24 protein-coding genes are annotated in these 24,883 nt (G+C 71.5%); 19 read left to right on the top strand and 5 right to left on the bottom strand.

Translation table 11 applies throughout. The annotated features are described in order from the left end of the window. The first annotated feature begins 6 nt into the window (after positions 1-6). A complete protein-coding gene (locus tag NOSIN_RS11425) occupies positions 7-363 on the top strand; it encodes a cupin domain-containing protein (protein ID WP_077690717.1) in 357 nt (118 codons plus the stop codon). Between the two features lie 178 nt (positions 364-541). Then, positions 542-919: an ankyrin repeat domain-containing protein gene (locus NOSIN_RS11420; protein WP_077690716.1), complete on the top strand. Its 378-nt coding sequence runs from the start codon at positions 542-544 to the stop codon at positions 917-919. 139 nt (positions 920-1,058) lie between these two features. Here the strand turns inward: NOSIN_RS11420 and NOSIN_RS11415 are convergent, their stop codons facing one another. Both NOSIN_RS11415 and NOSIN_RS11410 read right to left on the bottom strand, forming a co-directional pair. Then, complete coding sequence (locus tag NOSIN_RS11415; protein ID WP_077690715.1) at positions 1,059-2,558, bottom strand: catalase; 1,500 nt, start codon at positions 2,556-2,558, stop codon at positions 1,059-1,061. 56 nt (positions 2,559-2,614) lie between these two features. Further along, positions 2,615-3,034 carry a Fur family transcriptional regulator gene (locus NOSIN_RS11410; RefSeq protein ID WP_077690714.1) on the bottom strand — a complete coding sequence of 140 codons (420 nt, stop codon included), beginning with the start codon at positions 3,032-3,034 and terminating at the stop codon, positions 2,615-2,617. Positions 3,035-3,316: 282 nt separating this feature from the next. On the opposite strand from NOSIN_RS11410, the gene NOSIN_RS11405 reads away from it, so the two are divergent. The 4 genes from NOSIN_RS11405 to NOSIN_RS11390 all read left to right on the top strand — a co-directional run bounded on the left by NOSIN_RS11405 (position 3,317) and on the right by NOSIN_RS11390 (position 7,577). Then, entirely contained in the window at positions 3,317-4,363 is a 1,047-nt protein-coding gene (locus NOSIN_RS11405; RefSeq protein ID WP_077693546.1) for a glucose 1-dehydrogenase, read from the top strand. Positions 4,364-4,647: 284 nt separating this feature from the next. After that, on the top strand, positions 4,648-5,499 hold the full coding sequence (locus NOSIN_RS11400; protein ID WP_077690713.1) for an alpha/beta hydrolase: 852 nt from the start codon (positions 4,648-4,650) through the stop codon (positions 5,497-5,499). Positions 5,500-5,776: 277 nt separating this feature from the next. After that, positions 5,777-6,748: a serine hydrolase gene (locus NOSIN_RS11395; RefSeq protein WP_077690712.1), complete on the top strand. Its 972-nt coding sequence runs from the start codon at positions 5,777-5,779 to the stop codon at positions 6,746-6,748. 268 nt (positions 6,749-7,016) lie between these two features. After that, on the top strand, positions 7,017-7,577 hold the full coding sequence (locus NOSIN_RS11390; protein ID WP_077690711.1) for a hypothetical protein: 561 nt from the start codon (positions 7,017-7,019) through the stop codon (positions 7,575-7,577). Positions 7,578-7,819: 242 nt separating this feature from the next. Here NOSIN_RS11390 and NOSIN_RS11385 read toward each other — a convergent pair whose 3' ends face one another. Then, positions 7,820-8,632, bottom strand: coding sequence for an SAM-dependent methyltransferase (locus tag NOSIN_RS11385; protein ID WP_077690710.1), 813 nt, complete (start codon positions 8,630-8,632; stop codon positions 7,820-7,822). A gap of 591 nt (positions 8,633-9,223) precedes the next feature. On the opposite strand from NOSIN_RS11385, the gene NOSIN_RS11375 reads away from it, so the two are divergent. The 4 genes from NOSIN_RS11375 (at position 9,224) to NOSIN_RS11360 (ending at position 13,968) form a co-directional block, all read left to right on the top strand. Further along, positions 9,224-9,943 carry a DUF981 family protein gene (locus NOSIN_RS11375; RefSeq protein WP_077690708.1) on the top strand — a complete coding sequence of 240 codons (720 nt, stop codon included), beginning with the start codon at positions 9,224-9,226 and terminating at the stop codon, positions 9,941-9,943. 107 nt (positions 9,944-10,050) lie between these two features. After that, entirely contained in the window at positions 10,051-10,488 is a 438-nt protein-coding gene (locus tag NOSIN_RS11370) for a YchJ family protein (protein WP_077690707.1), read from the top strand. A gap of 127 nt (positions 10,489-10,615) precedes the next feature. Next, complete coding sequence (locus NOSIN_RS11365; RefSeq protein ID WP_077690706.1) at positions 10,616-12,220, top strand: hypothetical protein; 1,605 nt, start codon at positions 10,616-10,618, stop codon at positions 12,218-12,220. Positions 12,221-12,636: 416 nt separating this feature from the next. Beyond that, entirely contained in the window at positions 12,637-13,968 is a 1,332-nt protein-coding gene (locus NOSIN_RS11360) for a purple acid phosphatase family protein (protein WP_077690705.1), read from the top strand. Here the strand turns inward: NOSIN_RS11360 and NOSIN_RS11355 are convergent. Then, positions 13,952-16,096 (bottom strand): N-6 DNA methylase, encoded by a 2,145-nt coding sequence (locus NOSIN_RS11355; RefSeq protein ID WP_077690704.1) that lies wholly within the window; start codon positions 16,094-16,096, stop codon positions 13,952-13,954. The genes NOSIN_RS11360 and NOSIN_RS11355 overlap by 17 nt on opposite strands. A gap of 304 nt (positions 16,097-16,400) precedes the next feature. On the opposite strand from NOSIN_RS11355, the gene NOSIN_RS11350 reads away from it, so the two are divergent. The 4 genes from NOSIN_RS11350 to NOSIN_RS11340 all read left to right on the top strand — a co-directional run bounded on the left by NOSIN_RS11350 (position 16,401) and on the right by NOSIN_RS11340 (position 19,012). Further along, positions 16,401-17,108: an MgtC/SapB family protein gene (locus NOSIN_RS11350; protein ID WP_077693545.1), complete on the top strand. Its 708-nt coding sequence runs from the start codon at positions 16,401-16,403 to the stop codon at positions 17,106-17,108. 212 nt (positions 17,109-17,320) lie between these two features. After that, a complete protein-coding gene (locus tag NOSIN_RS11345; RefSeq protein ID WP_077690703.1) occupies positions 17,321-18,352 on the top strand; it encodes an SEC-C domain-containing protein in 1,032 nt (343 codons plus the stop codon). A 106-nt stretch (positions 18,353-18,458) separates the two neighbouring features. Further along, positions 18,459-18,614, top strand: coding sequence for a DUF7669 domain-containing protein (locus NOSIN_RS27190; protein WP_170293643.1), 156 nt, complete (start codon positions 18,459-18,461; stop codon positions 18,612-18,614). Between the two features lie 32 nt (positions 18,615-18,646). Next, positions 18,647-19,012 (top strand): GIY-YIG nuclease family protein, encoded by a 366-nt coding sequence (locus tag NOSIN_RS11340; protein ID WP_077690702.1) that lies wholly within the window; start codon positions 18,647-18,649, stop codon positions 19,010-19,012. 105 nt (positions 19,013-19,117) lie between these two features. On the opposite strand, the gene NOSIN_RS11335 is transcribed toward NOSIN_RS11340, so the two are convergent. Next, a complete protein-coding gene (locus NOSIN_RS11335) occupies positions 19,118-19,720 on the bottom strand; it encodes a TetR/AcrR family transcriptional regulator (protein WP_077690701.1) in 603 nt (200 codons plus the stop codon). A gap of 116 nt (positions 19,721-19,836) precedes the next feature. Between NOSIN_RS11335 and NOSIN_RS11330 the strand changes: the two genes are divergently transcribed. The 5 genes from NOSIN_RS11330 (at position 19,837) to NOSIN_RS11310 (ending at position 24,839) form a co-directional block, all read left to right on the top strand. After that, the gene (locus NOSIN_RS11330) at positions 19,837-20,178 is read left to right on the top strand and encodes a rhodanese-like domain-containing protein (RefSeq protein WP_077690700.1); all 342 of its coding nucleotides are present in this window, start codon (positions 19,837-19,839) and stop codon (positions 20,176-20,178) included. A 135-nt stretch (positions 20,179-20,313) separates the two neighbouring features. Further along, positions 20,314-21,024 carry a Crp/Fnr family transcriptional regulator gene (locus tag NOSIN_RS11325; RefSeq protein ID WP_077690699.1) on the top strand — a complete coding sequence of 237 codons (711 nt, stop codon included), beginning with the start codon at positions 20,314-20,316 and terminating at the stop codon, positions 21,022-21,024. Positions 21,025-21,138: 114 nt separating this feature from the next. Continuing rightward, entirely contained in the window at positions 21,139-22,002 is an 864-nt protein-coding gene (locus tag NOSIN_RS11320) for a hypothetical protein (RefSeq protein ID WP_077690698.1), read from the top strand. Then, positions 21,992-24,019: a hypothetical protein gene (locus tag NOSIN_RS11315; RefSeq protein WP_077690697.1), complete on the top strand. Its 2,028-nt coding sequence runs from the start codon at positions 21,992-21,994 to the stop codon at positions 24,017-24,019. Before NOSIN_RS11320 ends, NOSIN_RS11315 begins: the two co-directional genes overlap by 11 nt. A gap of 10 nt (positions 24,020-24,029) precedes the next feature. Next, positions 24,030-24,839: a hypothetical protein gene (locus NOSIN_RS11310; protein ID WP_077690696.1), complete on the top strand. Its 810-nt coding sequence runs from the start codon at positions 24,030-24,032 to the stop codon at positions 24,837-24,839. Positions 24,840-24,883: the final 44 nt, after the last annotated feature.

The raw sequence follows: 24,883 nt of genomic DNA, 5'->3' as shown, positions 1-24,883 counted from the left end.
GACCGCATGGCCGACGACGCTCGATGGACGCTGATCACGACGGGGCTCGACCAGCTCAGGGAGCAGACCCCCTTCAAGGAGGGTCACACCGCCCCCTCGCGCCTGTTCTCCAACGACGACGCCCGGGTCATGCACCTGGCGTTGGACGAGGGGGCCGAACTCACGGAGCACCTGGTCCCCTCCCCGATCCTCGTCCAGGTCCTCGAAGGGCGGATCCGGTTCGACGTGGAGGACGAGAGCCACGACCTCGGCCCCGGAGCGATGATCCACGTGGCCGGGTCCGTGCCCCACGCGGTCACGGCCGTCGGCGCCTCCCGGATCATGGTCGTCATGCTCGACCCCCGGCGCCACACGCACCGCTAGCGGACCGGCCGAGAACGCCGTGGGTGCGGACCGGGACGAACCTCTGCGGTCGCCGCCGGGCGGCCGCGCACGGACCACCGCGTCCGCCGGCCTCCCGGACCCGGTGCGCGGGTCCTCCCCCGCGCCCGCGCGCAACCGCGTTTTGGCGCAGGTGGGAGGGCACTTCTAGCATGGGCACATGAACGAACTCTCAGCGGAGCAGACCAACCGGGTCATCGCCCTGGCCATGGACCTCGCCCGGGAGGGGCGTACGGAGGAGTTGCTGGAGTTCCTCGACCACGGCCTGCCCGTGGACACCCGCGACGAGCAGGGCAACACCCTGGTGATGCTCGCCGCCTACCACGGCCAGGAGGCCACGGTCCGCGCCCTGATCGACCGCGGCGCCGACGTCGACCTGCGCAACGAACGGGACCAGACACCCGTCGCCGGAGCGCTGTTCAAGGGGGAGGAGGGCATCGTGGCGATGCTCGTCGCCGCGGGCGCCGACCTCGACGCGGGCACGCCGAGCGCACGTGCCGCGGCCGAGATGTTCGGCCGCGCCCACCTGCTGCCCTGAACCCGGTTCCGGGGCGGGGCCCCGGGCTCCGGCGCCCCGCCCCGGAAACAGGCCGAGCCGACGCGGTCGGGGCCGCGTCGGCTCGGTGGTTCAGGTCCGGAGGGGACCCTCAGGCCCGGACGGGGCCCTCAAACGCTGGTCAGACGGCGTCCGAGTTGGGGTCGGTCCCGGAGACCCTGCCCGCCTGCAGGGCCTCGACGGCCTTGCGCACACCCTCGCCGTAGGCCGGGTCGGCCTTCATGCAGTTGCCGATGTGGCGCTCGATGGTGGCCTGCGAGGCCCCGTCGATCGCACGCGCGGTGTTCTCGAACAGCCTCTGCTGCTCGTCCACGCTCATCATGCGGAACAGGTCGCCGGGCTGCTCGAAGTAGTTGTCGTCGTCCTCGCGGTAGTCGAACCGGTCGGCGGTCCCGCCAATGGCCAGCGACGGGTCGGCGTAGGCCGGCTGCTCCTGCCAGCGGCCGTAGGAGTTGGGCTCGATGCCCGGAACGCGGCCCTGGTTGCCGTCCACGCGCATGGTGCCGTCGCGGTGGTAGGTGTTGACGAACCTGGCGCCGCGCGGGTAGTTCACCGGGATCTGGTGGTGGTTGACGCCCAGGCGGTAGCGGGCCGCGTCACCGTAGGAGAAGAGGCGCCCCTGGAGCATGCGGTCGGGCGAGACGCCCACGCCCGGGACGATGTTGGCCGGGGTGAAGGCGGCCTGCTCCACGTCCGCGAAGTAGTTCTCCGGGTTGCGGTTGAGCTCGAACTCGCCGACCTCGATCAGCGGGTAGTCCTTCTTGGACCAGACCTTGGTCAGGTCGAAGGGGTGGAAGCGGTAGTCCGCGGCCTCGGCCTCGGGCATGATCTGGACGTAGAAGGTCCACTTGGGGTTCTCGCCCCGCTCGATGGCATCGAACAGGTCGCGCTGGGCGGACTCGCGGTCCTCGGCCACGACCTTGGCGGCCTCCTCGTCCGTCAGGTTCTTGATGCCCTGCTGGGTACGGAAGTGGAACTTGGCCCAGAAGCGCTCGCCGGCCTCGTTGACGAACGAGAAGGTGTGCGAGCCGAAGCCGTGCATGTGGCGGTAGCCGTCGGGGATGCCGCGGTCCGACATCACGATGGTGACCTGGTGCAGGGCCTCGGGGAGGTTGGTCCAGAAGTCCCAGTTGTTCTCGGCCGAGCGCATGTTGGTGCGCGGGTCGCGCTTGACGGCGCGGTTGAGGTCGGGGAACTTCAGCGGGTCGCGGAAGAAGAAGACCGGGGTGTTGTTACCGACGATGTCCCAGTTGCCCTCCTCGGTGTAGAAGCGCAGGGCGAAGCCGCGGATGTCGCGCTCGGCGTCGGCGGCGCCGCGCTCGCCCGCGACGGTGGAGAAGCGTGCGAACATCTCGGTCTGCTTGCCGACCTCGGAGAAGATCGCGGCCTTGCTGTACCGGGTGATGTCGTTGGTGACGGTGAAGGTACCGAAGGCACCGGAGCCCTTGGCGTGCATCCGGCGCTCGGGGATGACCTCACGGTCGAAGTGCGCGAGCTTCTCCAGGAACCAGAGGTCCTGGAGCAGCATCGGCCCGCGCGGTCCTGCGGTCAGGCTGTTCTGGTTGTCCGCGACCGGGGCGCCGTTGGCGGTGGTCATCGGCTGGGTGTTGTCCTGGGACATGTTTTCCTTGGTCTTCGATGGGGTCTGTCGGTGCTGCGGTGGGACACCGGGTGGCGTCAGGCCTTCTGGCACCCGGGGCACAGGCCCCAGTAGGTGACCTCGACCTCGTCGACGGCGAAACCGTGGTCCTGTGAACCCGTCATGCAGGGGGCGGATCCGGTGGCACAGTCCACGTCGGCGATCGCTCCGCAGCGGCGGCAGACCACGTGGTGGTGGTTGTCACCCACCCGCCGCTCGTAGCGCGCGGGTGACCCCTCCGGTTCAATTCGCCTCACGAGGCCGGCGTCCGTCAGAGCCTTGAGCACGTCGTACACCGCCTGTGTGGACACCGCACCGATCTGGCCGCGGACCACCTGGAGCACGGTGCCGGCGTCGGCGTGCGGGTGGGCCCCGAGCGCCGCCAGCACCGCGACCCGGGGTCGGGTCACGCGTAGCGAGGCCTCCCGGAGGAGAGCCTCGGTCTCGGTCTGGTGCATGAGCCCATTGAAGCATCTTTTCTGGAATAGTTCCAACAAAGGGACGGCCAGCCCGGGAGCGCCCCCGCTCAACGCCCGGTTTCCCCGTCCCTCGTGTGTCACACGCGGCAGCCGGGTAGCCGCTTGGCAGAATCGCCGGGTAGCGGGGGCGTCCCCGCCCTTCCGGACCGTCGGCCGGACATCCGCCCGGTCGGCCGGCGACCCGGGGCCGTTCGCTCGGCGGGGCGGCCCGCCTGCGACCCGGCGGTGGACGAGCGGCTCGGACGAAGGGGATGGATGATCATGCGTGCTCTGACGGTGGTGCCGTCGCAGGCCGGCTCGGTGCGGGTGGGCGAGGTCGAGGCTCCCGTGCCGGGTGCGGGGGAGCTGCTCGTCGACGGCGTCTCGCTGGGAGTGTGCGGTACCGACCGCGAGATCGCCGGGGGCGAGTACGGTGAGGCGCCGCCCGGCGAGGAGCATCTGGTCCTGGGGCACGAGTCCCTGGGGCGGGTGCGCGAGGCACCGGACGGCAGCGGTTTCGCGCCGGGTGACCTGGTGGTCGGGGTCGTGCGGCGGCCCGACCCCGTGCCGTGCGGCGCCTGCGGGCACGGCGAGTTCGACATGTGCCGCAACGGGCGGTTCACCGAACGCGGCATCAAGGGCATCCACGGCTACGGCTCGCAGCAGTGGACGGTGGAGGCCGACTACGCGGTCAGGCTCGACCCGTCGCTGGAACGCGTCGGAGTGCTGATGGAACCCACCACGGTCGTCGCCAAGGCGTGGGAGCAGATCGAGAGGATCGGGAACCGGGCCTGGTTCGATCCGCGCCGCCTGCTCGTCACCGGCGCCGGGCCGATCGGTCTGCTGGCCGCCCTGCTCGGTGTCCAGCGCGGACTCGACGTGCACGTCCTGGACCGGGTGGAGACGGGGCCCAAACCCGACCTGGTGGCCGCCCTGGGGGCGACCTACCACACCGGGAGCATCGCCGACATCACCGCCCGGGGAGAGGTCGACGTGATCATCGAGGCCACCGGCGCGTCCTCCCTCATCCTGGACGCGATGACCCACAACGCGCCCTACGGCATCGTCTGCCTCACCGGCATCTCGAAGAGCGGCCGCAAGATCGGTATCGACGCCGGTGCGGTCAACAAGGAGATCGTCCTGGAGAACGACGTGGTCGTCGGGTCCGTCAACGCCAACCTGCGCCACTACGAACTGGCCGCCCAGGCGCTGGCCCGGGCCGACCACTCCTGGCTGGAACGGGTGATCACCCGGCGGCTGCCGCTGGAGCGCGCGCCCGAGGCGTTCGAGCCCGGCGGCGACGACATCAAGACCGTCATCGACCTGTGAGCGGACCTTCGGACAACGGTTTCCGTGATCCTGGGGAAAAGCGGTTCCGGAACGCTTGGATTTCCTTTGTGGGTGGGATCACCGGAACCCTTGACGGCGAGGCCGTGCGTGCTCTTTCCGCTGCCTCGGATGTGCGGGAAATCGGAGGGATCCAGGGTGGGTCGGTGGAACCACGTGTCGTTCCGGAGCGTTATTGACATCTGGCTCCCCGTGGCGAATATTCGGTGGTCAGCGCGCTGGGATACGACCACCGATATTCTCCGATCCCCCTTGAGGAGCATGGAATGGGAGCACGATATCCGGTCCGCCGTGTGTCGTCCGCCTTTCTCGGACTGCTGACGGCCACCGCTCTGGTCTCCGTGTCGCCGGCCGCCGCCGACACCGTGGAGACCATGGGCGGGACGGGCCCCCACGACGCCGAGTACGTCACCACCCTGCGCCTGTGGGACCACACCGTCTACCGTCCCGTCGACCTGCCCGAGGACGAGCGGCTGCCCGTGGTCGCCTGGGGCAACGGCGCCTGCCGCGCCGACGGAACCTGGTTCGAGGACTTCCTCACCGAGATCGCCTCGCACGGCTTCCTGGTCATCGCCAACGGCCGTCCGGGCGGCTCCGGCCGCACCGACGCCGAGATGCTCACCGAGTCCGTCGACTGGGCGGCCGAGGAGAACGGCCGCTGGTTCAGCGAGTACCGGGGCCGCATCGACACCGACAGCATCGCGGTCATGGGCCAGTCCTGCGGCGGCCTGGAGACCTACGAGGTGGCCGACGACCCGCGGATCGACACCACCGTGTTCTGGAACAGCGGGCTGCTGAGCGACTCCGACAACGACCGGATCGACCGGATGCACGCTCCCGCCGCCTACTTCACCGGCGGCCCCGACGACATCGCCTACGAGAACGCCCTGGACGACTGGGAGCGGCTGCCGAGGGGCCTGCCCGCGTTCATGGGCCACCTCGACGTCGGCCACTTCGGCACCTTCGGGGAGCCCGACGGCGGTGAGTACGGCCGGGTGGGCGTCGCCTGGCTGGAGTGGCGGCTCAAGGGCGACCAGCAGGCCCGGCGGGAGTTCGTCGGCCCCGACTGCGGCCTGTGCTCCACCGAGTGGGACGTGCGGCAGAAGAACCTCACTTAGCAGCACCGGACACACCGGGTGTACCGGTTCACGGATTCCCCGGGCGGTCGATGGCAGGCGACCGTCCGGGGTCTGTCGTGTCGTGTGGTGAACCCGTTGTCATGATCGGTCCGCTCTCACGTGCTTCCGTGGCGTTTCGCGGTCGAATCGCGAGAAGTCCCCACTCTGGAACCCTCGGTGTCCGGGTGATTGCTTTGGGTTGTCAGAAAGCGAGGTGAGGTGACGCGGTGCGTTCGGCCGCCGGTCGCCGAGCCGACCGGAAGAGGGAGCCACCACCATGCCCATCCACCGAACCGGGTCCGGGCGCCGTGACCGGGCACGGGCGCTCGTCGCCGCTCTCGCCCTCGGCCTCGCCGTTGGAACACCGTCGGCGGCCGGAGCCGTGACCGCGGCCGGAACGGGGGCCGGGGCCGGGGCCGGGGCACAGGCGCCGATCTGTGCGTCGGAGTCGCACCCCGAGGCCGCGGAGCGACTCGACAAGCGGATCCTGCGGGAGACGGACGGGCGCGAGGGGCGCATAGCGGTGGGGGTCTCCGCCCACGACGGCGGTCTCACCTGCGGACTCGACCCCGACGCGGAGTTCGACGCGGCCAGCGTCGGCAAGGTCGTCGTCCTCGGTGCGCTGTTGCGCACCGCCATGGACGAGAAGCGCGAGCTCACCTCCGAGGAGGAGAGGCTGGCGACCGACATGATCACCGTGTCCGACAACGACGCGGCCGGGGAGCTGTACGACCGGCTCGGCTCCGAACGCGTCCAGGACTTCCTCGACCTGGCGGGGATGGACGACACGAAGCCGCATCCGGAGAACTACGTCGGACTGATGAAGATCACCGCCGGTGACCAGCTCACCCTGCTCGGCCTGCTGCGCACGGACAACGACGTGCTCGGCGCGGACGAGCGCTCCTACGCCCGCGGTCTCATGGGCGACGTGGTCGAGAAGCAGAGGTGGGGGGTGCCCGCCGGGGCGCCCGGGGGCGCCGAGGTGTACCTGAAGAACGGCTGGCTTCCCCACAAGGACGCGGGCACCTGGCGGGTGAACAGCGTGGGCGGCTTCCTGGGCACCCCGGCGGGGGACTACGACGTCGTGGTACTCACCGACGACAGCCCGGGCATGGAGTACGGGGTGGAGACGATCGAGTCCGTGGCCGCCGGTGTGCACTCCGCTCTCACGGGCGGGCAGGGCCGGGCCCGGGCCCGGAGTTCGCGGACCGGGCCGCCGCTTCCCTCCGACGGTTCCGGCCGCTCCTGAGCCCGACCGGTCCCGGCCCCGGTCCCGGACGCGTGTCGCCGCGGGCCCCGAGGCGACACGCGTGTCCACACCGATACATCCACAGGAGGAACAAGGGGCACTGTTCATGGTTGGCCATGTTCACACGAAATGGTGTACCTTGTGTGTGTGCCCGAGGGGATGTGTTTTCCCTCGGTAGAGAGAGGCGTGAACATGCCGTTCCGCCCTCTCCGTCGCTCGCCGTTCCCCCGGCGTGCGGCTCCCCCGTACACACAGACCGGAGCACACCATGACCCAGCCCCCGCAGCCGCCCCACGGCCCGTCCATGCCGCCCATGCCGCCCAAACAGGGCATGTCCACGGGAAAGAAGGTCGGCCTCGGGTGCGGTGGATGCCTCGGTGTTCTCCTCGTCCTGCTCCTGCTCGGGGGATGCGTGGCCGCGCTGTCCGAGAGCGCCTCCGACGGCGGAGCCCAGGAGTCCGCCGCCACCGAGGAGGAGACGCCCCAGGATGCGGCCGAGGAAACTACAGCCGAGGAGGAAGCTCCCGCCGAGGAGGCGTCAGAGGAGGAAACACCTGCGGAGGAGCCTGAGCCCGAGGAGGCTCCTTCCACGATCGGCAACGGCGTCCACCGCGTCGGTGAGGACATCGAGCCCGGCACGTACACGACCGATGGCCCGAGCCCGGACGACATCATGCCCATGTGCTACTACGCCCGCCTGTCCGGGCTGTCCGGGGAGTTCGACGACATCATCGCCAACAACAACATCGAGGGGCCTGGTTCCCTCGTGGTTCAGGAAGGCGATGCCGCCTTGGAGTTGTCCGGCGGCTGTGAGTGGACGCTGGAATAGCAGACGGAGGAGTGGGTTCGGGCCGGTCGTATCGGTGGGCTACCCGGCCCCCGCTCCATTCCGGCGGTGCCGGGAGCTTCGGCGTCTTTCCCGTCCTACTCCTGATAGCCGGGCGGCCCGGACGGGGGCCGCCCACGAGCGGACCGCTGGTCGAACGAGTGGGTTCGGCCGGCGGTCCGCGTTCCTTGTCCTTTCGGACCCCGCATCGAGTGCCCGGGCGGCCGGACCGGAACCCGTGGGGATCAGCGCTTGCGGGCGATGCCCCCCTGCATGGCGATGTCGGGAAGTGCGCCGAGCATGGGCTGCCCTCCCGTGCGCCAGAGCGTCACCGGCACGACTCCGGGTTCGAGCAGTTCCAGGCCGTCGAAGTAAGAGGCGAACTCATCCGGTGTGTGCGAGCGGTAGGCCAGGGCCGCTCCCTCGTTCCACTGGTCCAGCGCCGTGGCCGCACCGGGGTCCTCGGGCATGACGTGGTCGCCCACCATCACGAAGCTTCCCGGGGCGAGGGCGTCCTTGTAGCGGTTCATGGTGTCGAGGGCCACCGCCAGGTCGGGGATGTGCCCGAGCGTGCCCACGACGCTGAGCGCCACGGGCCGGTCGAAGTCCAGCAGCTCGCTCGCCGCCTCCAGGACCCTGTCGGTGTTGCGCAGGTCGGTGTCCACGAACTGGGTGGCGCCCTCCTCGCTGCTCACCAGCAGGGCCCGGGCGTGGGCCAGGACCATCGGGTCGTTGTCGACGTAGACCACCCGGGACTCGGGGGCCACGGACTGGGCCACCTCGTGGGTGTTGTCGTACGTGGGCAGGCCCGTGCCGATGTCCAGGAACTGCCGGATCCCCTCGTCGCGGGCCAGGAGGGTGATGCCGCGGACGAGGAAGTCACGGCCCGCCCGGGCGTCGACGGCGATGTTCGGGTAGGTGCTCAGGATCTGCTCGCCGAGCTCGCGGTCGACGGGGTAGTGGTCCTTGCCGCCGAGCCAGTAGTTCCACACCCGCGCGGAGTGCGCCACGGTGGTGTCGACGCCCGCCGGGGGTGCGGAGTCAGGGAAGTGGGTCATCGTGTTCGTCCGATCCGTTCGTGTGCGGCTCTGTCCTCCCGGGGCTCGCGGGCGGCGCCGCCGTACCGGGTGGTCTCCTCGGGCCGGTCCGCACCCGCGGAACCCGAGCGCCCGAACGGGACGGAGACCACGCCGGGCCCCAGTGGTTCCCGCCCGCTGAAGAGCCTCGACCATGCCGCCTCGGAGGGACCGTCCGTCACGGGATGCCTCTCGGTCGGCAGGGGGTGGTGCGCGTATTGTCCCGGTCGCCGAGTGTTGTGCGCAACCCCGAAAGCCCTGTGGGACAGGCGTTCGCGTTGACCAGCCGATACTCGCGCCGGGTTCGTGGAGACGGGTCCGGGCAAGCCGGGCGAACCAGGCCAGAGCTCCGGAATCCGGACCGGACACATCGGGTGAACCGGTCAGGCCGAAGCGGGCCCCGAACGGCGGTCCCCCATCAGGCGCGGACCAGTCGCGAATCAGTGGCCCGACACCGGCGGTTCGCGGGTGACACCGCCGTATCCGTCGTGCGAATTTTGCAGGACCCCCCGTTGCACAGACCACCCAGCGCCCGGTACGGCGCTCCGGCGCTGAGACGAGGAGTCACGCCACATGGGAGATTTTCTGACCGGGGTCGAAGGCGGCGTCCGCATCGACTGGACGACGATGCCCACGTACAACACCGTGATGGCGGTCGCGGCGGGAGCCGGGCTGATCCTGGTGGTGGCGCTGGGCCGCACGCTGTTGCGCGGTCGGCGGATCGTGCCGGACGGATGGGCCCTGGCCTTCGGAACGCTGGGTCTGCTGCTGGCGACCACGGGCCTGCACATGACCCTGACCTGGCCGCTCGCGGCGGGCGGGTTCGCCTTCGACAACATCATCTTCGGCGAGCCGAGTCTGGTGTTCGGCGTACTGCTGCTGGCCGCGGCCCTGTACCTGTGGAAGCGCGGTGACGCCCTGGCCGGCCACGAGAACCCCGCCGCGCACGTCGCACGGGTGGCGGGCCCCGTCTCGGTGCTGGTGTTCGGCATGGGACTGGCGTCGCTCGGCATCGCCGCGGCGGGCTGGGTCTTCCAGCTGTTCGCGGCGCCGCCGCAGGAGCCCGTCTCCGGGGCGTTCAGCGAGTACCCGTGGCTGGAGGCGGCCTTCATCTCCGGGCTCTACGCCCTCGTGGGGGTGGGAGCGGTGCTGTTCCCGTTCGCCCTCAGGTCCCTGAAGTCCCGGCTGTGGACCGTGGTCGGCGTCGTGTGGGGACTGGCGGGGATCGTGTTCCTGCTGTTCGGGGCGCTGAACTACTACACGCACATCGGCCTGGTGGTCAACACGATGTGAGCCCGGGGCCGTTCGCGGAGCGGGTGGAGCGGAGCCGGGACGCGCTCGCGTGACCGGTCTTCCGTGCGCACGCCGCCGCACGCGGGCGGGGAGGCCACAATGGGGGGATGTCGCAGCGCAGATCACGCCACCAGCGGTCCCCGTCCTCCCCGCCCGCGGTCGAGGCCGCCGCCCCCTGCCCCTGCGGGAGGTCCGCGGCCTACCGGGACTGCTGCGGCCGCCTGCACCGGGGAGAGGCCAAGGCATCCACCGCCGAGCAGCTCATGCGCTCGCGCTACAGCGCCTTCGCCGTCGGCGACCGCGGCCACCTGCTGCGGACCTGGCATCCCGACACCCGGCCACGGCGCCTGGAACCGGACCCGGGCACCGAGTGGGTGCGCCTGGAGATCCTGTCCACGACCGGCGGGACCCCCTTCCACAACGAGGGCACGGTCGCCTTCCGCGCGGTCCACCGGGAGGGCGGCCACGAGGGGGTCCTCGACGAACACAGCCGCTTCGTGCGGCACGAGGGCGCCTGGGTCTACCTCGACGCCCTCCCGGACTGAAGGCGCCCTTCCGGACCGAGTCGGACACGCTCCCGCGACAGGGTAGGAAGGAAGGAAGGCGCGGATCGCGTCACCTTCACCGGACCCGCCGCACAGGCCACACGCCCACACGGACACGGAGCGCACCATGACCACCCCATCCCCCGGCCCGCTGGAGCAGGGAGACCTCATCCAGGACCTCGCCAGGAGACTGGTCGCGGTCACCCCCGAGGGCTGGCAGCAGCTCACCTATCTGGCCAGGGTGATCGGCGCCCACCAGAGCGACATGTTCGCCGTCCAGGACGCGGACGGCCAGGTCCGGCAGGCGGAGGTGCCCGAGGGCGTCGTGGAGACGGTCGCCGAGCTCAAGCGGTCCTGCTTCCAGGAGGGCAGGGGCACCTGGCTCTCCATGATCGTCTCGGTCCACCACTCCCACCAGCTCAACATCGAGTACAACCACGACACCGAGCCCGAGCTGCCCTTCGAGGTGAGCCCGCTCGTCTACGCGCAGGAGCTGGAGCGCTTCCCCCGGTCCCAGGACCAGATCCCGGACTGGTTCGCCGCCAGACTCGACCAGGCGCGGGAGTTGGACCCCGACCGGATGGTGGCGGAGTTCGGCAACGCCATGGTGCAGGCGTGCGCCAACGAGGGGCTCAAGGCCGACTACCTGCCGCCGACCAGCCTGCGTGTGGCCGCGTCCGACGGCACGACCCTGCTGGAGGGAGACCTCGGGGACACCTTCGACCAGGCGATCATCTCCCCGATCGAGCACCAGGCGAGCCTGGCGGCCCACTTCGCGGGCTACATGGCCCGCGCCGCGCAGGAGCGGGAGGAGACCGCCGGGGAGCACCCCGTGGACCCCGGTGACACGGTGGCCGGGGCCCTGGTCACCGCCTTCGCCGAAGCCGGGGCGCAGGTGTCCTTCCAGGACGCGGACACCCTGGTCCTGCCGCTGCCCGACGGCAACCAGGCCAGCACCGACATCAGCGGCCTGCGTTCGGCGCTGGGCGGGGCCACTCCCGAGCAGATCGCGGACAACACCGCCGCGTTCGCCCGCGCGGCCCTCGACCAGCTGGGGCAGGCCGTCCGGCGTGAGGCCGGGTCCGACGACCCCGCCGGGCAGCTCCGGGTCCGCCTCTACCCGGTCTCCGCCTTCCCCGAGGGGGTGCTGGACTCCCTCGTGGCCCGGGAGATCGCCCCCGGCCTGTGGCAGACCGTGGTCGTGGACACCCCCGAGTCGCTACAGCCGCTGCCCCGGCAGGTGCACGAGCGCTCCGAGCGCTCCGACGGAGAGGTCTTCGCCCAGGCCGTGTCCGCCTCCGTGGACGAGGACGTCGAGACGAGCGAGCACGACCTCAACGGGGCCCGCATCGTGCACATCGGCGGCCGGCACCCCTATGTGGCGGCGCAGGCGCACGTCCTGGACCGCCACCTGGGCGACCTTCCGCACGGCGCGCTGGTGGCGCTCCCCGTGCCCGAGGTACTCATCGCCCACCCCCTGGGACAGGGGAACCCGGTCGCCGCCATGGACGACATGCGCCAGATCGCCGAGCGCTTCACCGCCGACGGCGACAAGCCCATCAGCTCCCAGCTCTACTGGTGGCACCCCGACTCGCGCTCGCGCGAGCGGGGGACACCGCCCGACCTGCGTGCGGTGGGGGCCACGATCGACCACGAGGCGGGGTCGGTCTCACCGGACACCTCCGACGAGGAGTTCGGCTCCCTGCTGAAGTCGTTGATCCGGACCCACTGACATCCTCTTCCGGCTGAAGCCGGGAGAATCCAACCACCCGTCAGCGCGGATCGCCGGTGGTCGACGCTTCACAGCCCGGGTAGCCCCGAAGGCTCCACGCCCTGACAGGGCCTGCCCGGCCCCGTGGCCCTCGGCCGTCGGGCCGCTGTGGAACGGCACACGCTGGCGGGCGGGGCGGTTCACCCACCGGACGAAGCCGGTGGCGCTCTCGTGGGGGAACGGTAGCGGGTACCGGGTACCGGGTAGCGGGTAGCCGAGAAGGCGTTGGCCGGAGTCTTCGGGACCTTCCGGGGCCTCGGAAGGCCCCGAAGACTCCGGTGTCCCCGGGAATCCGGGCCACGGGCCGCGGGGGTGCCCGTCGGCGCCTTCCGTATCCGTGACCCGGTCCACCCGCCGGAGGAAAGGCCAGGTGAGACATGTCCGCCACCACGCTCCGCTCCGTGCCGGACCGCGTACCGGCGGTCCTGTGCGGCGCCGCCGTCGCGGCCGGACTGTGCGCCTGCGCTCCCCAGACCCCGGACACGAGCACCGTCGACCACGTCCTCCTCTCGCCCACCACGGCCCCCAGCACCCAGCAGAACGTGACATGGCGCGCGGCCGGGGCCGAGGAGTCCTTCCTGGAGATCGGGATCAGGGACAAGCCCGAACAGACCACCCTGGTGCAGGGCAGGTCCACCGGTGGAGAGGAGTTCGACTCCGCCTTCGCGGCCACGGCCACCGGCCTGGAGCCGGGTACCGTCTACCGCTACCGGATCGGCAGGGGCAGCGGCGAGGACGGCGGTGGCGGCGACGGGGGAGACGGAGAAGGCGACGACGCGGTCAGCGACTGGTACACCTTCACCACCGCCGCCGAGCAGGCCGAGCCCTTCAACTTCCTGTACTTCGGCGACGTCCAGAACGACATCACCGACGAGGCGGCCCCCGTCATCCGGGCCGGCCTGGAGGCCGCCCCCAACGCCCGGCTGGCCGTGCACGCCGGAGACCTGGTCGACTCGGCCGGCAGCGACTCCCAGTGGGACGCGTGGTTCGACGCCTTCGGCCCCCTGGCCACCGGCGGCATGAACCACCTGGTCGCCCCCGGCAACCACGACTACGGCTCCGAGGGGCTGAGCGACCACTGGGTCCCCCAGTTCCCCGGCGCGGGCAACGGCCCCGAACGGTCCGAGAAGCTGACCAGGACCGTCTACCACACCGACTACCAGGGGGTGCGTTTCGTGGTGCTCGACTCCAACTACCGCGACGCCGCTCCGCACAGCACCGACCGGTGGCTGGACACGCAGCGGCGGTGGCTGGAACAGGTGCTGGACGACAACCCCCACCAGTGGTCCGTGGTCACCTTCCACCACCCGGTCTTCTCCAGCTCCATGAGGAGCGACAACGAGGCGCTGCGCGAGGCGTGGCTCCCGGTACTGGAGGAGTACGACGTGGACCTGGTCCTACAGGGCCACGACCACTCCTACAGCCGAGGCAACCTGACCGAGCACCGCACGCGGGACCCCGACGTGCACACCGGCCCCGTCTACGTGACCGCGGTGACCGGGCCCAAGCTGTACGAGGCGAGGAAGGACGACTGGACCGAGAACGGCGCCGAGGTCCGCGTGCAGCGCACCGGGGTCCAGACCTTCCAGAGGATCTCGGTGGAGGGCGACACCCTGGTGTACAGGGCCAGCACCGCCGAGGGGGAGAGGGTGGACTTCTTCACCATCGACGAGGAGGGGGACGGCAAGCGCGTCATCGACGGCCCCTGACCCCGCCGGGCCGGGACGCGTGGTCGGCGGTCTCCCACTGCCCGGCGATCAGGTCCACGGCCTGGTCGGCCAGCTCCCCGCCCCACTCCTGGAACTCCAGGAGCGCCTCGCGAAACCTCGACACCTGCCGGAAGAGCTCCCCGTACCGGCGCTGCTCCTCCACCGGCAGCACCGGAAGCCGCATCCGGGCCGGATCCACCCTCAACTGGCCGCGCATGCTGCTGCTCACCCGGGCGATGTTCCGCGACTCCCCGGAACTGGTGACGAAGCCCGCCAGGAACCACGGGTCGACCGCGCCCGGATTCGTGCGCACCACGTACAGGCCGACGCCCGGGTAGGCCCCCGCGTCGTCGGCGGTCGCCACGCGGGCGGCGGGCCTGCGCGCCACGGCGGGCACGAGGACGTCGCCCTCCTGGATCGGCGGGTTGCGCATCGGGTCGGCGTCGACCTCCTCCGTGCGCGAGGGGGCCGTCCCCCGCACCACGTCCTCACCGGTGACCACCCTGGCGCTGGTGCGCGGACCGGCCTCCTCCGCCGAACGCCGGGGGACGGGCCGCCGGATCGTCACCGACCCGGCCCTGGCGAGTTCCCCGAGGGTGACGAGCCCGGCCGCGTCGCCGCCGGGCTCGATCCGCGGCGCCTCGGGCAGGAGCGTGCGCAGTGTGCGCAGCGCGCCCTCCAGCCTCCTGCGGCGCTCGGAGAACAGCTCCAGGTCTCCGGTCGAGGTGCGCGGGAGCGGGAGGTGGAGGCGGGGGGTGAGGTCGACGTCCTCGTCCATCAGGTCGGCCACCTCCAGCACCCGCGCCGTTCCGGGCTGCTCGGCGAACCCGCTCGGGTCGGCCAGGTAGCCCTCCCACGCCCGGTCGACCAGGTCGACGACATGGTCCGCCGCGGGAACCTGCCCGGGCTCGTGCGGGGCGGTGTCCACGAGCAGGACCGGGGCGGGCACCTCGTCCCGGTCGGGGCGGCGCAGTACCCACAGCTGCAGGGGTACGGCGTAGTGGGCCGCGAACCCGGGCGGGAGCGATACCACCGCGCGGAACACGCCCGCGCGCAGCAGGGAGCGGCGGATACGGCGCCCCGACGGGCGCTGCGCGGCCCCCGGCGGCATCAGCACCACCGCCGAACCGCCGGGGCGCACCCGCGACAGGCAGTGCTGGACCCAGGCCAGGTCCGACTCCAGGCGCGGGGGCACACCGTGCGTCCACCGGGGGTCCTCCGCGAGTTCCTCGACGCCCCAGTTGCGCTCGCCGAACGGCGGGGCGCACAGGACCGTGCCGGCGCCGTCCGCCGAAAACGCGGGGGAGCGCAGGGCGTCCGCCACGCGCAGGTCCGCCTCCTCGGACAGGGCGTCGGCGAAGGCCAGCCGCAGCGCGCCCAGCCACACCGACGCCGGGTCCCGGTCCTGGCCCAGCAGGGCGCGCTGCCCGCCACGCGCGGCGGCGAGCAGGAGCTCGCCCCGTCCGCAGGCGGGATCGGCCACGGTGCTCCCGGTCCCGGTCCCGGTGCCGCTGTCCTCGGCCACGGCGCTCCCGGTTCCGGCCAGGCGCACCATGAGGTCGGCCAGCTCGGGCGGAACCGTGTGCGAACCGGAGGGGGCGCGCTGGTCCAGGCGGCCCAGGAGGTGCCCGAACGCCGACCGCGGCCCGCTCCGGCGCGCGGCCCGCACGGCCGCGTCGGCCAGGACCTCCGCCTGCGCGTCGGGAACCGGTTCGGGGCGCCGGTCGGCCAGGTCGGCCAGGCCGGCCTGCTTCAGGGAGTCCTCGAAGGCCCGGCGCGCCTGCCGCAGCAGCGCGACCGGATCGTCGGTGTCCATGGCACCGGGTTCGCGGTGCAGGTGGAGCAGGAGCACCCCGACCCAGACCAGGACCGAGTCGGCGGGAACCGAGGCGCGCAGGGAGTCCAGGGCCTGCCACAGCCGCTGCTCGGGGTCGATGCCCGAGACCTGGCGGTGGGTGGACAGCCACTCCTCCACCTGGCCCAGGTCGAACCGGGGGCTGCGGTCCGTGCCACCGACCGGCTTGGGGAAGTCGTCGTGCCGACGCCGCCAGTTGCTCACCGCGGTGGGCTTGACCCCCGCGATCCTGGCGATGTCAGCCGAGCTGACCTCCACGTCACCGGTGCCCATGGACCCATCCCGTCTGCGCCGACAGTTGACCGATCATGACTATACACACCCGTGTCCCGTATGGGCTCCGGACGACTTCCCTGGCCGTTTCCCACCCGGAACAATCCCGTGGTTGGGCCACTTCACATATGCGCGGGTGTATGTGGGGCCGGGAGTGTACGCGGGAACGTCGGGGGTAGCCGTGCCAGTGCCGGCGGGTGCGGTGCGACTCCTTCGGGTACGCCTCGGGAAGCCGCCGCCCTGTACGGCCCGGCACGGTCCTCCTCGACGCGGACCGGACGAGAGATCTGTGGGGGTGGCGCGGGTGCTGGAATGGTGGGAGTTCGCACTGCGGCTCGGCTGCGCGTTCGCCCTGGGAGCGCTGGTCGGTGTCGAACGCCAGTGGCGGGCGCGCATGGCGGGCCTGCGGACCAACGCGCTGGTCTCGGTGGGTTCGGCGCTGTTCGTGCTGCTGGCCGCGAACACCGTCGACGAGGTCAGCCCCACCCGTGTCGCGGCCCAGGTGGTGTCGGGCATCGGCTTCCTCGGTGCGGGCGTCATCCTGCGCGACGGCATCAACATCCGCGGCATCAACACGGCGGCGACCATCTGGTGCGCGGCGGCCGTCGGAGTCCTGGCCGGGAGCGGCCTCTACGTGGGCGCGGCGATGGGTGCGGTGACGGTGGTGGGCGCCAACATCCTGCTGCGCCCGGTCGCCCGGCGGTTGCAGAAGCGCTCCAACGCCGAGACCCCGGACACCGACACCGTCTACCGGATCCGGGTCGTGTGCACGGACTCCCAGGACACCCACGTGCGTGCCCTGCTGCTCCAGGCCCTGTCCGAGACCGAGTACACACTGCGCTCCCTGGACTGCCGCCGCTCCGACGGCGACGAGGACTCGATGACCGTCTACGCCGACATCGTCTTCAGCGGACACCAGGACGAGGTGATGGAACAACTCGTTCGCAGGCTCAGCCTGGAGCCGGAGGTGTCGTCCGTGCGCTGGCGTGAACTGGACGAGGAGTCCGAGTGAGTCCGCGTCGGACCCGGGGCCGAAGGGACCGGGCCGGGCGTCCGGGCGGTGCCCGCACCGCCGTGTGCCGGAGAAGGAGATTCCGGCGTGGCGGAGGAGGCGGCCCCTGTGCGGCGGAGGAGGCGGCCTGACCGGGGCCCGTGGAACCTCATGGAGCCACCGGCCCTCGGAAACGGGCTGACCAGCGTGTGGGCGAACCCTAGGCTGGGGCCATGACCGACCACGACCCCGCCACCGCCCCCGCCAGTGACGGCGCCTCCCTGATGGCCGCGCTCCGAGAACTGGGCTTGTCCGACCGCCTCCTGAAGGACATGACCGACGATCCCGAGCGCGCGGGCAGCCTCCTCATGGAGTCCGTCGCTGACCTGGACCGTACGGAGAGGGGCGACCAGGCCCGACGCCTGCTGGAGACCGTGCGCGACCACGCCCCCGCTCCGGAGGACCGTCAGCACGCTTCCGTCCGGCTGGCCAGGCTCCTGCGCGAGGGCCGGGGAGTGCGGGACGAGGCCGAGGCGGAGCGGATCACCGCCGAACTGCTCCGGCCCGGCCACCTGGCCGAGGGCCCCGCCCAGATCCTCGGCGAGGACCTCCAGAAGCTGGAACGGTGGGACGAGGCGCTGCACTGCCACAACGTCGCCGCCCGGCGACTGCTCGCCGAACCACCGGAGGAGCTCGCGGACGAGAGCGACCTCTCCCTGGCCCCGCTCGTCAGCCGTCTGCTGGCACGGATGAAGCTGGGGCTGCCACTCGACGCGCACGACGACGTGGCCATGGCCGTGGCCCGGCGGCAGGTGGAGGGTGCACTGGAGTTCTCCGGCGAGGAGGGCGGGGCCGGGCCGGAGGAGGAGCCGGAGGGGGACGGGCCGGACCGGGAGGTGGAGGCGCTCTACTCCCGTGAGGCCTTCGACGAGGCCCGCGACCGGGGACTGCTCACGGGGGAGGCCGCCGAACACGGCGCCGACGCCTACTACCGCGCTGCTGAGCGGACCCTGCGGGAGCGGGCCCGCAAGCACCCCGGGGCGCGGTGGAGCGTGGTACTGCACGGTGTGGAGGAGATCGCGGAGTTCACCGAACGGCTCGGCCTGGGCCCGGCGGACGGCGAGACCGCCCTGGACTGGGCGGAACTGGAGCTCACCGAGGACGACCCGAGGCTCCGGTCGTGGCCGCCCGGCCGCAACGAGGCCTGCTGGTGCGGCTCGGACCGCAAGTACAAGAAGTGCTGCGGCTCGCCCTCGAACCGGTGAGTGCCCGGGGCCTGGGGCCTGCGTCGAACCGATCCACCACCGCCTCGGACGGGCGTGGAAGCTGACAGGTATCGTCGGGACATCCCCCGGGCCCCTGTGAGACGGAATGAAGTACCACGCTCCGGTTCGTGAACTCCTCGCCCAGTGCGTCCGCGGGCTCGACCAGCCCCTCACCAGCGAGCCGGTGCTCGCCTGGTTCGCCAGGCACTATCCGGACATCAGTCCGCAGACGGTCCGCACCCAGCTGCGCAACGCGACCTGAGTAGCGGACTGGCGGCGCAGATCGAGGAGGGGATGGTCTACGCGGGACAGGCCGGAGCGACGCGTTGGCCGAGCGGTGGGCGGTCCCGCAACACGCTGTACGAGCGGCTGGTCGGTATGCACCTGGCCGGATCCGCCGGGTTCTCGACCTTCCGGCTGAGCCTGGCGGCCGTGCTCGCTGCCTCGCTGGGGGTGCGGCCGGGCAACGAGGACGCGCTCTCCGCCTGGATGGAGGAGCACCTCCGGGTCGTCCCCGTACCCGTCACCGACGCCGACGCCCTCGGCGCACTGGAGCAGGAGGTGCTCGCCCTCCTGGACCCGCCGCTCAACCTCAGCCACATGCGCGGCACGGTGATCCGCTCCCAGCTCACCCGCCTGCGCTCCGCCTGGAAGCAGTAGCGAACCTGCCATGGCCTCTGCCCAAAAGACCGTCCACGCGTCCACCTGGATGGACCTGTGGTTCGTCTCCGCCGTGGTTCCTGGCCGGTCATCCGCAGTTCGCGCTCAGGGGGAGTAGGAGGGATCGACCAGCCTGTCCACAGCCGAGGCGACGCCCGCGCGGATGCGGTCCCATCCCATGTCCTGGGCGAGCAGTTCGGTGTTGAGGTCCGCGGCGACCATCCCCAGGAGCACATGGGCGAGGTGGTCGGGGTCGGGCCGGTCCGCGCACAGCAGGGCCAGGTGCCGGTGCCAGAACACGTACGCACCGATGCGGAAGCGGGCTCCCGGTGAGGCCGTCTCCGACAACCTGACCAGGTCCAGGTGATCGGCCAGGTACGTCAGGTAGGCGTCGAAGAAGGCCCGCGCCCGCTCGCGCGGGGGCGCTCCGGGGCCCAGCGGAGGGGCGCCGAAGACGACGGCCTCCTGGAGCTCGCGTTCGCGCTGGTCCAACAGCGCGGAGACCAGGCCGGACTTGTCGCCGAAGCGTCGGAACACGGTCCCCTTGCCGACCCCGGCCTCTCGCGCGACCGCGTCCACGGTCAGGGCCGCCACGCCGCCTTCGGCGAACAGCCGGCCGGCCGCCTCCAGGACCCGGGACCGGTTGCGGGCGGCGTCGGCGCGTTCCCGGGGAGGGCGGCGCAGGACCTGTAGCAGTTCGTCGTTCACACCACCACCCTACTAGACAAACGGACTTGGGTCCGTTTACTCTGTCGAGAGTAAGCGGACTGCGGTCCGATTCCTTTGCCCATATAACCGGACCATGGTCCGTTCAGGAGAGTGGCATGACCACGTTGATCAGCCGTGACGACCTCAGGAAGCACGTCGACGACGGGACCGTGACCGTCGTCGACGCCCTGGGAGGCGGCTACTACGAGCAGCAGCACCTGCCCGGCGCCCTCGCGTTGACGGCCGACGAGGTCGCGGGCCGGGCGACGGAACTGCTCCCCGACAAGGACGCCCTCATCGCCGTGTACTGCTCCAACCCCGCCTGCGGTAACAGCCAGGCCGTCGCCAACGCCCTCGAAGGGCTCGGCTACACCCGGGTCCGCAAGTACCGCGAGGGCATCCAGGACTGGGTGGAGGCCGGGCTGCCCGTCGAGGCCGGGCAGCCCGCCAGGGGCTGACCCCCGTCCGGGCCCCGCCGCGCCGGGGCCCGCGGTGGTGGCCGGATCCGGCCACCACCGCACCGATCCGGACACGCTCTGTGAGAATCCCCCTGCTGGCCGTACCCCCAGGCAGGAGGAGAGGGGAGACAAAGCGTGGACAGGCGCGGTTTCGGAGGACTGGTCACCGACGGGCAGTGGGAGCGCCTGCTCGCATCGGCGGTACCCAGGACGTTCGCCGAAGGGCAGATGCTTCTGCGGCAGGGGGAGGTGGGCGGAGGGATCCACCTCATGGTGAGAGGCCGCGCCAAGGTCGTCTCCGTCCGGGCCGACGGTTCCTGCGTCCCCCTGGCCTTCCGGACCTGCGGGGAGATGCTGGGGGAGTCCGCGCTTGCCGGGGCGGGGCGTCCCAGGAGCGCCACGGTGACGGCCCTGTCCCCGACCAGCACGGCCTTCCTTCCCGTAGAGCGCTTCCAGCGGCTACTGGCCGAACTCGGCCTGGAACCCGTGCTGTGGCACAGCGCCCTCATGCGCCAGGACGAGGGCGACCGGATCAGGATGCGGCAGACGGCCCTTCCCGCCGAACGCAGGCTGCCCGCCGCACTGCTTCATCTCGCCTCGGTCATGGGGGAGCCCATCCCCGCCCCCGTCTCCGACGGCGGCGCACCGGCCACGCGCGGATGCCTGTTGAGGATCTCCCTGGCCCAGCGCGAGATCGCCGAGTTCGCGGGTATGTCGCGCACCTCGGTGCACAACGCCTACACCTCCCTCCGCGAGCGGGGCGTCATCCGGACCGGGCGCCAGTACGTGGCGATCCTCGACCTGGCGGCACTGGAGGCCCTGTCCGGAGAGAACGAAACGGTGTGACGGCGGACACTTCCCATCGCTTGTGTTCAAAGCTGAACACCGCCGGAGGCGTGCTGCGAGGAGTGTGGTCCCACACGGCCCGAGAGAAGGGCCCCACACCCCCAGGAGTCCCCGATGGAGATCGACCTTTCCGGCATCGGCAAGAGCGCGCCCCTTCCGCCCTACCGCGCCGTGCTGGCGGTGGACATGGAGAAGTTCAGTTCCAGCAGTGCCCGCAACCAGCAGCTCATCGGCCAGAAGATCCCCGAGGTGCTGGAGAAGGCGTTCACCCGCGCCGACATGCTCCCCGTGTGGAAGGGCGCGCGCTTTCCTCGGCACAGCGGTGACGGCTACGTGATGGGAGCCGAACCCGAGCACCTGCCCTACCTCATCAGCCCCCTCCTGGAGGAGTTGCAGGAGGTCCTGGAACAGGTGCAGCCCCTTCTCGCCATGCACGACCGGAACCTGCGCATGCGGCTGCGCGCCAGTATCGATGTCGGCCCCCTGCCCGACACCGGTGACGGCAGCGGCATCGACGCCATGGGAGAGGCGATGATCAGCACCCACCGGTTGTTGGACTCCGAGCCCGTCCGTGCCGCGCTCCGGGAGTCCGACCCCGACACCACCCTGCTGGCCACCATCATCTCCCGACGCGTCTACGAGGATGTGGTCCTGGGCGGCTTCGCCCCCGTCCGCGCCAGCCGCTGGCGGCCCGTACACGCGGCCGTGCCCGCCAAGGACTTCCAGGCCGAGGGCTACCTGTTCGTGCCGACCCCGTCGTGGGCTCCCGGCGGTCACGTGTCACCAGGGGAGGCCGCCGCAGCCGAGCGGGGCCGCCCGGACGAGCAGGCCCGCCCGGAGAAGCCGGTCCCCGCCGCGTCGGGCGGGTCCACCCCGACTACGGGCAACAGCGTCGGCCACAACGACCGCGGACAGGTCGTCCAGGCTGGGACGGTCAACGGCGGTGTCAGCTTCGGAGGTGGCTCCGATGACTCCTGAAGAGCCCTGGGACGCGGACGCCTATGCCGACGCCGCGGACGGAACTCCGCCGGAAACGCGCGGCAACGACAGGTCCGGGCCGTCCGCGGGCAACACCGTCCAGGACAACCAGGGCCAGGTGGTCAGCGCCGACAGCATCAACGGAGGTGTCCACCAGTACCACCAGTACCGAGAGTTCCTCGGGGAGGCCGCCACCCGCAGACTCCGCCACGCGGCCGAACTGGGCCCGGACCGGGTCAGGGAGATCCTGGCCACCTTCTGTCCCAGCGATGCCCGGAAGTACACCGCGTTCACCGAGGAGCTGGCACGGCACCGGCTGGGCCTGGTCACCGGTGAACCCGGCAGGGGGCGGACCTCCGCCGCGATCCACGCGCTGGCCACACTGCGCCCCGGTGAACCCGTGGACGAGGTGATCGCCGACGCCGACGTCGCCGACGCGGGACTGGCCGGTATCACCCTGTCCTCCGAGCGCCCGCGCTTCATGGATCTGAGTGATCTGCGCGGCCCCGGAGCCGAGCAGCGGGCGGCGGTCAGGAAACTGGTCGAGAAGGTCCGTGCCTCTGGCGCCCTCCTCATCGTCATCTGCCGCTCCGGCCCCTGGGAACAGGAGCTCGCCGCGTGCCGTGCACGCCTGCGCGTCGACGCCCCGGCACACGCCGTGGACGTCTTCCGCCACGTCATGGGCGGTCTGTACGGCGTCGACCGTGCCCGGCGCTGGGCCGCCGACCCGCGTGTGGCGGCGGCGCTGTCCGGTGCCGGACCGGACAGCGCGGTACGGCTCGCCCGGGACGCGGAGCGCACCAGCTCTCCGCACGCGCCTCTGGCCGAAGAGGACCACACGGCCTGGATCGAACGCGCGCTCAAGGAGTTCACCGACGCCGCCGACGTCCTCCCCGGCTGGTTCCCCCATGACCGGGACGATCGGGAGAACGAGTTCCTCCGGGTCCTCACCCAGGCCGTGGCGCTGCTGGAAGGAGCGCCCTCGCCCACCGTTGTCCACCACGCCCACGGACTGGCCGAACGGTGGGGCGTGTCCCCGATGCGTCCCACCCCCATCTCGGGCGGCGGCTTCACCGAGTACCTGAGCGGGATCGGCGCCCACCTCCACCAGGACCGGGTCCGCTTCCACCGCCCCGGCCACGGCGACGACGCCCTGGGCCACCTGTGGCGCGAGCACCCCGACGCGCGGGCCTCCTTCCAGGAGTGGGCCTGCGCCGCGACGCCCGCACTCTCCCGGGGAGAGCGGGTGGAGGTGGCCCGCCGCTGGCTGACCCTGGCCCGCCGGTACCGCGACCCGGCACCGCTGGAGACGCTGCTGGACCAGTGGAGCGCCTCGCCCACCCTGCAACCGGCCGCCGTCCCCGCGATCGCCGAGGCGGCCGTCACCCGGGAACTGGGTGCCCCGATCCGCAACCGGCTCTACCGCATCGCCTCCTCACGCAAGCCGACACCGCGCGACCGGATGGTGTTGGAGGTGTGCCGGGTCTACGGGCGGATCCAGCCGAAGACGGCGCTCACCCGGTTGCGCCACCTCGCGGGCAAAGCCCAGGAGGCATGGAAGGAGGACCTCCTACGTGCCCTGGAGGACATCGCCGCCGAGCCGGGCAACCTTCCGGTGGTACTGGACGCGGTGTCGGAGTGGGTGGACGGTGACGGCAGGCGTTCCACCCTGGCCGCCCGTGCGCTGCTGCGGTTGCTGGAGGCTCAGGCCCCCGAGGACTTCAGGGTCCTGAACGGACTGCGGCGGGGCGCGCTGGAACCTGGGACGGTGTCCGCCGCCTGGTGTGCCGTCCACCTGTCCGCCGTCCGCCCCGACCCCGTGCTGTGGTCCTGGCTCGACGCCCTGGCCGTCCAGCGCCGCACGGACGGACCCGTCCCGGCCTCGCTCCTGGGCGCGGCGTCGAGGAATCCGGGCTTCGCCGACACGCTCGGGCGCTGCGCGCGCCGCTGGTCCCACGCGCACACCCGTACCTCGCCCGCAGTGGAGGAACTGCGCTGCGCCCTCGACGAGACCTGAGGAGGACACCATGCTCCGAGAACTGTTCATGTCGCTAATCCACACCCTGTTCGGTCCCCCGCCGGGCAAGGGACGCCCGAACCACCACGACGTCGTGGAGGAACGGCTCGCTTTCACCGCGCGACTGCCCACCAGCAGCCAGGGATTGTGGTTCGACGCCTCCTTCGACCTGGTGGTCGTCTGGTACCGGGCCGCGGGCAGCGAACACGCCCGCGACCGGGCCGTGCTCCAAGGCGCCTTGATCCGCGAGGCCGCCCGGCGCAGCACGGACTTCGCGCTCGGCGACCACGGACGCGCGCAGGCGGAGGTCTCCTGCGCGCTGACCGAGGGCGGCGGCTTCGGCGTCCGGACCATCCACGACCTGGGCGTCGGGGTGGCCCTCACCGCGCACGAGGAGGACCTGGCCCTGGAACGCCAGCGCCAGCTGGTGTGGCACCGTGCCGAGGTAGCCCGGGAGGAACACCGCGTGCGCATGCGCCGGGTTCAGGAGCTGCGCGAGGAGGTGCTCCACGATCCGCTGGTCGCACGCGTGTGGTGGTTCGAGCAGCACCAGGAGCGCTGGAACGAGATCGCCGTCGCGGGCGCCGCGCTCGATCTGCTGTCCCCGTGTCAGGTATCCGGATCTGATACCGGACATGCCTGGCCGGGAGGGACGACGTCAGCCGAGGAACCCGAGGAAGACCCCGTGTTGGACGCCTTCCTCTCCGGCCTGGAGGGACACGAGAAAGCTGCGGTGCTACAGCGCCTGACCGACATCCTCGAGGCCTTCGAGCGCCGCGACCTGGCTCAGCGCCTCCGGGAGCAGTGGCCGCAGAGCTAACCCCAGACAGGTGGGTTCCTGACACACGCGAGGGAACCCATCTG

Source organism: Nocardiopsis sinuspersici, assembly GCF_001998325.1.
Taxonomy (GTDB): domain Bacteria; phylum Actinomycetota; class Actinomycetes; order Streptosporangiales; family Streptosporangiaceae; genus Nocardiopsis; species Nocardiopsis sinuspersici.
The sequence above is the reverse complement of the archived record's forward strand: the minus strand, read 5'-3'. Positions and strand labels throughout refer to the sequence as shown.

What these genes read in the sequence shown, in the direction of transcription:
- NOSIN_RS11425 (WP_077690717.1), top strand. Translation starts at nt 7, where the DNA reads ATGGCCGACGACGCTCGATGGACGCTGATCACGACGGGGCTCGACCAG.
- NOSIN_RS11420 (WP_077690716.1), top strand. Translation starts at nt 542, where the DNA reads ATGAACGAACTCTCAGCGGAGCAGACCAACCGGGTCATCGCCCTGGCC.
- NOSIN_RS11415 (WP_077690715.1), bottom strand. Translation starts at nt 2,558, where the DNA reads ATGTCCCAGGACAACACCCAGCCGATGACCACCGCCAACGGCGCCCCG.
- NOSIN_RS11410 (WP_077690714.1), bottom strand. Translation starts at nt 3,034, where the DNA reads ATGCACCAGACCGAGACCGAGGCTCTCCTCCGGGAGGCCTCGCTACGC.
- NOSIN_RS11405 (WP_077693546.1), top strand. Translation starts at nt 3,317, where the DNA reads ATGCGTGCTCTGACGGTGGTGCCGTCGCAGGCCGGCTCGGTGCGGGTG.
- NOSIN_RS11400 (WP_077690713.1), top strand. Translation starts at nt 4,648, where the DNA reads ATGGGAGCACGATATCCGGTCCGCCGTGTGTCGTCCGCCTTTCTCGGA.
- NOSIN_RS11395 (WP_077690712.1), top strand. Translation starts at nt 5,777, where the DNA reads ATGCCCATCCACCGAACCGGGTCCGGGCGCCGTGACCGGGCACGGGCG.
- NOSIN_RS11390 (WP_077690711.1), top strand. Translation starts at nt 7,017, where the DNA reads ATGACCCAGCCCCCGCAGCCGCCCCACGGCCCGTCCATGCCGCCCATG.
- NOSIN_RS11385 (WP_077690710.1), bottom strand. Translation starts at nt 8,632, where the DNA reads ATGACCCACTTCCCTGACTCCGCACCCCCGGCGGGCGTCGACACCACC.
- NOSIN_RS11375 (WP_077690708.1), top strand. Translation starts at nt 9,224, where the DNA reads ATGGGAGATTTTCTGACCGGGGTCGAAGGCGGCGTCCGCATCGACTGG.
- NOSIN_RS11370 (WP_077690707.1), top strand. Translation starts at nt 10,051, where the DNA reads ATGTCGCAGCGCAGATCACGCCACCAGCGGTCCCCGTCCTCCCCGCCC.
- NOSIN_RS11365 (WP_077690706.1), top strand. Translation starts at nt 10,616, where the DNA reads ATGACCACCCCATCCCCCGGCCCGCTGGAGCAGGGAGACCTCATCCAG.
- NOSIN_RS11360 (WP_077690705.1), top strand. Translation starts at nt 12,637, where the DNA reads ATGTCCGCCACCACGCTCCGCTCCGTGCCGGACCGCGTACCGGCGGTC.
- NOSIN_RS11355 (WP_077690704.1), bottom strand. Translation starts at nt 16,096, where the DNA reads ATGGGCACCGGTGACGTGGAGGTCAGCTCGGCTGACATCGCCAGGATC.
- NOSIN_RS11345 (WP_077690703.1), top strand. Translation starts at nt 17,321, where the DNA reads ATGACCGACCACGACCCCGCCACCGCCCCCGCCAGTGACGGCGCCTCC.
- NOSIN_RS27190 (WP_170293643.1), top strand. Translation starts at nt 18,459, where the DNA reads ATGAAGTACCACGCTCCGGTTCGTGAACTCCTCGCCCAGTGCGTCCGC.
- NOSIN_RS11340 (WP_077690702.1), top strand. Translation starts at nt 18,647, where the DNA reads ATGGTCTACGCGGGACAGGCCGGAGCGACGCGTTGGCCGAGCGGTGGG.
- NOSIN_RS11330 (WP_077690700.1), top strand. Translation starts at nt 19,837, where the DNA reads ATGACCACGTTGATCAGCCGTGACGACCTCAGGAAGCACGTCGACGAC.
- NOSIN_RS11320 (WP_077690698.1), top strand. Translation starts at nt 21,139, where the DNA reads ATGGAGATCGACCTTTCCGGCATCGGCAAGAGCGCGCCCCTTCCGCCC.
- NOSIN_RS11315 (WP_077690697.1), top strand. Translation starts at nt 21,992, where the DNA reads ATGACTCCTGAAGAGCCCTGGGACGCGGACGCCTATGCCGACGCCGCG.
- NOSIN_RS11310 (WP_077690696.1), top strand. Translation starts at nt 24,030, where the DNA reads ATGCTCCGAGAACTGTTCATGTCGCTAATCCACACCCTGTTCGGTCCC.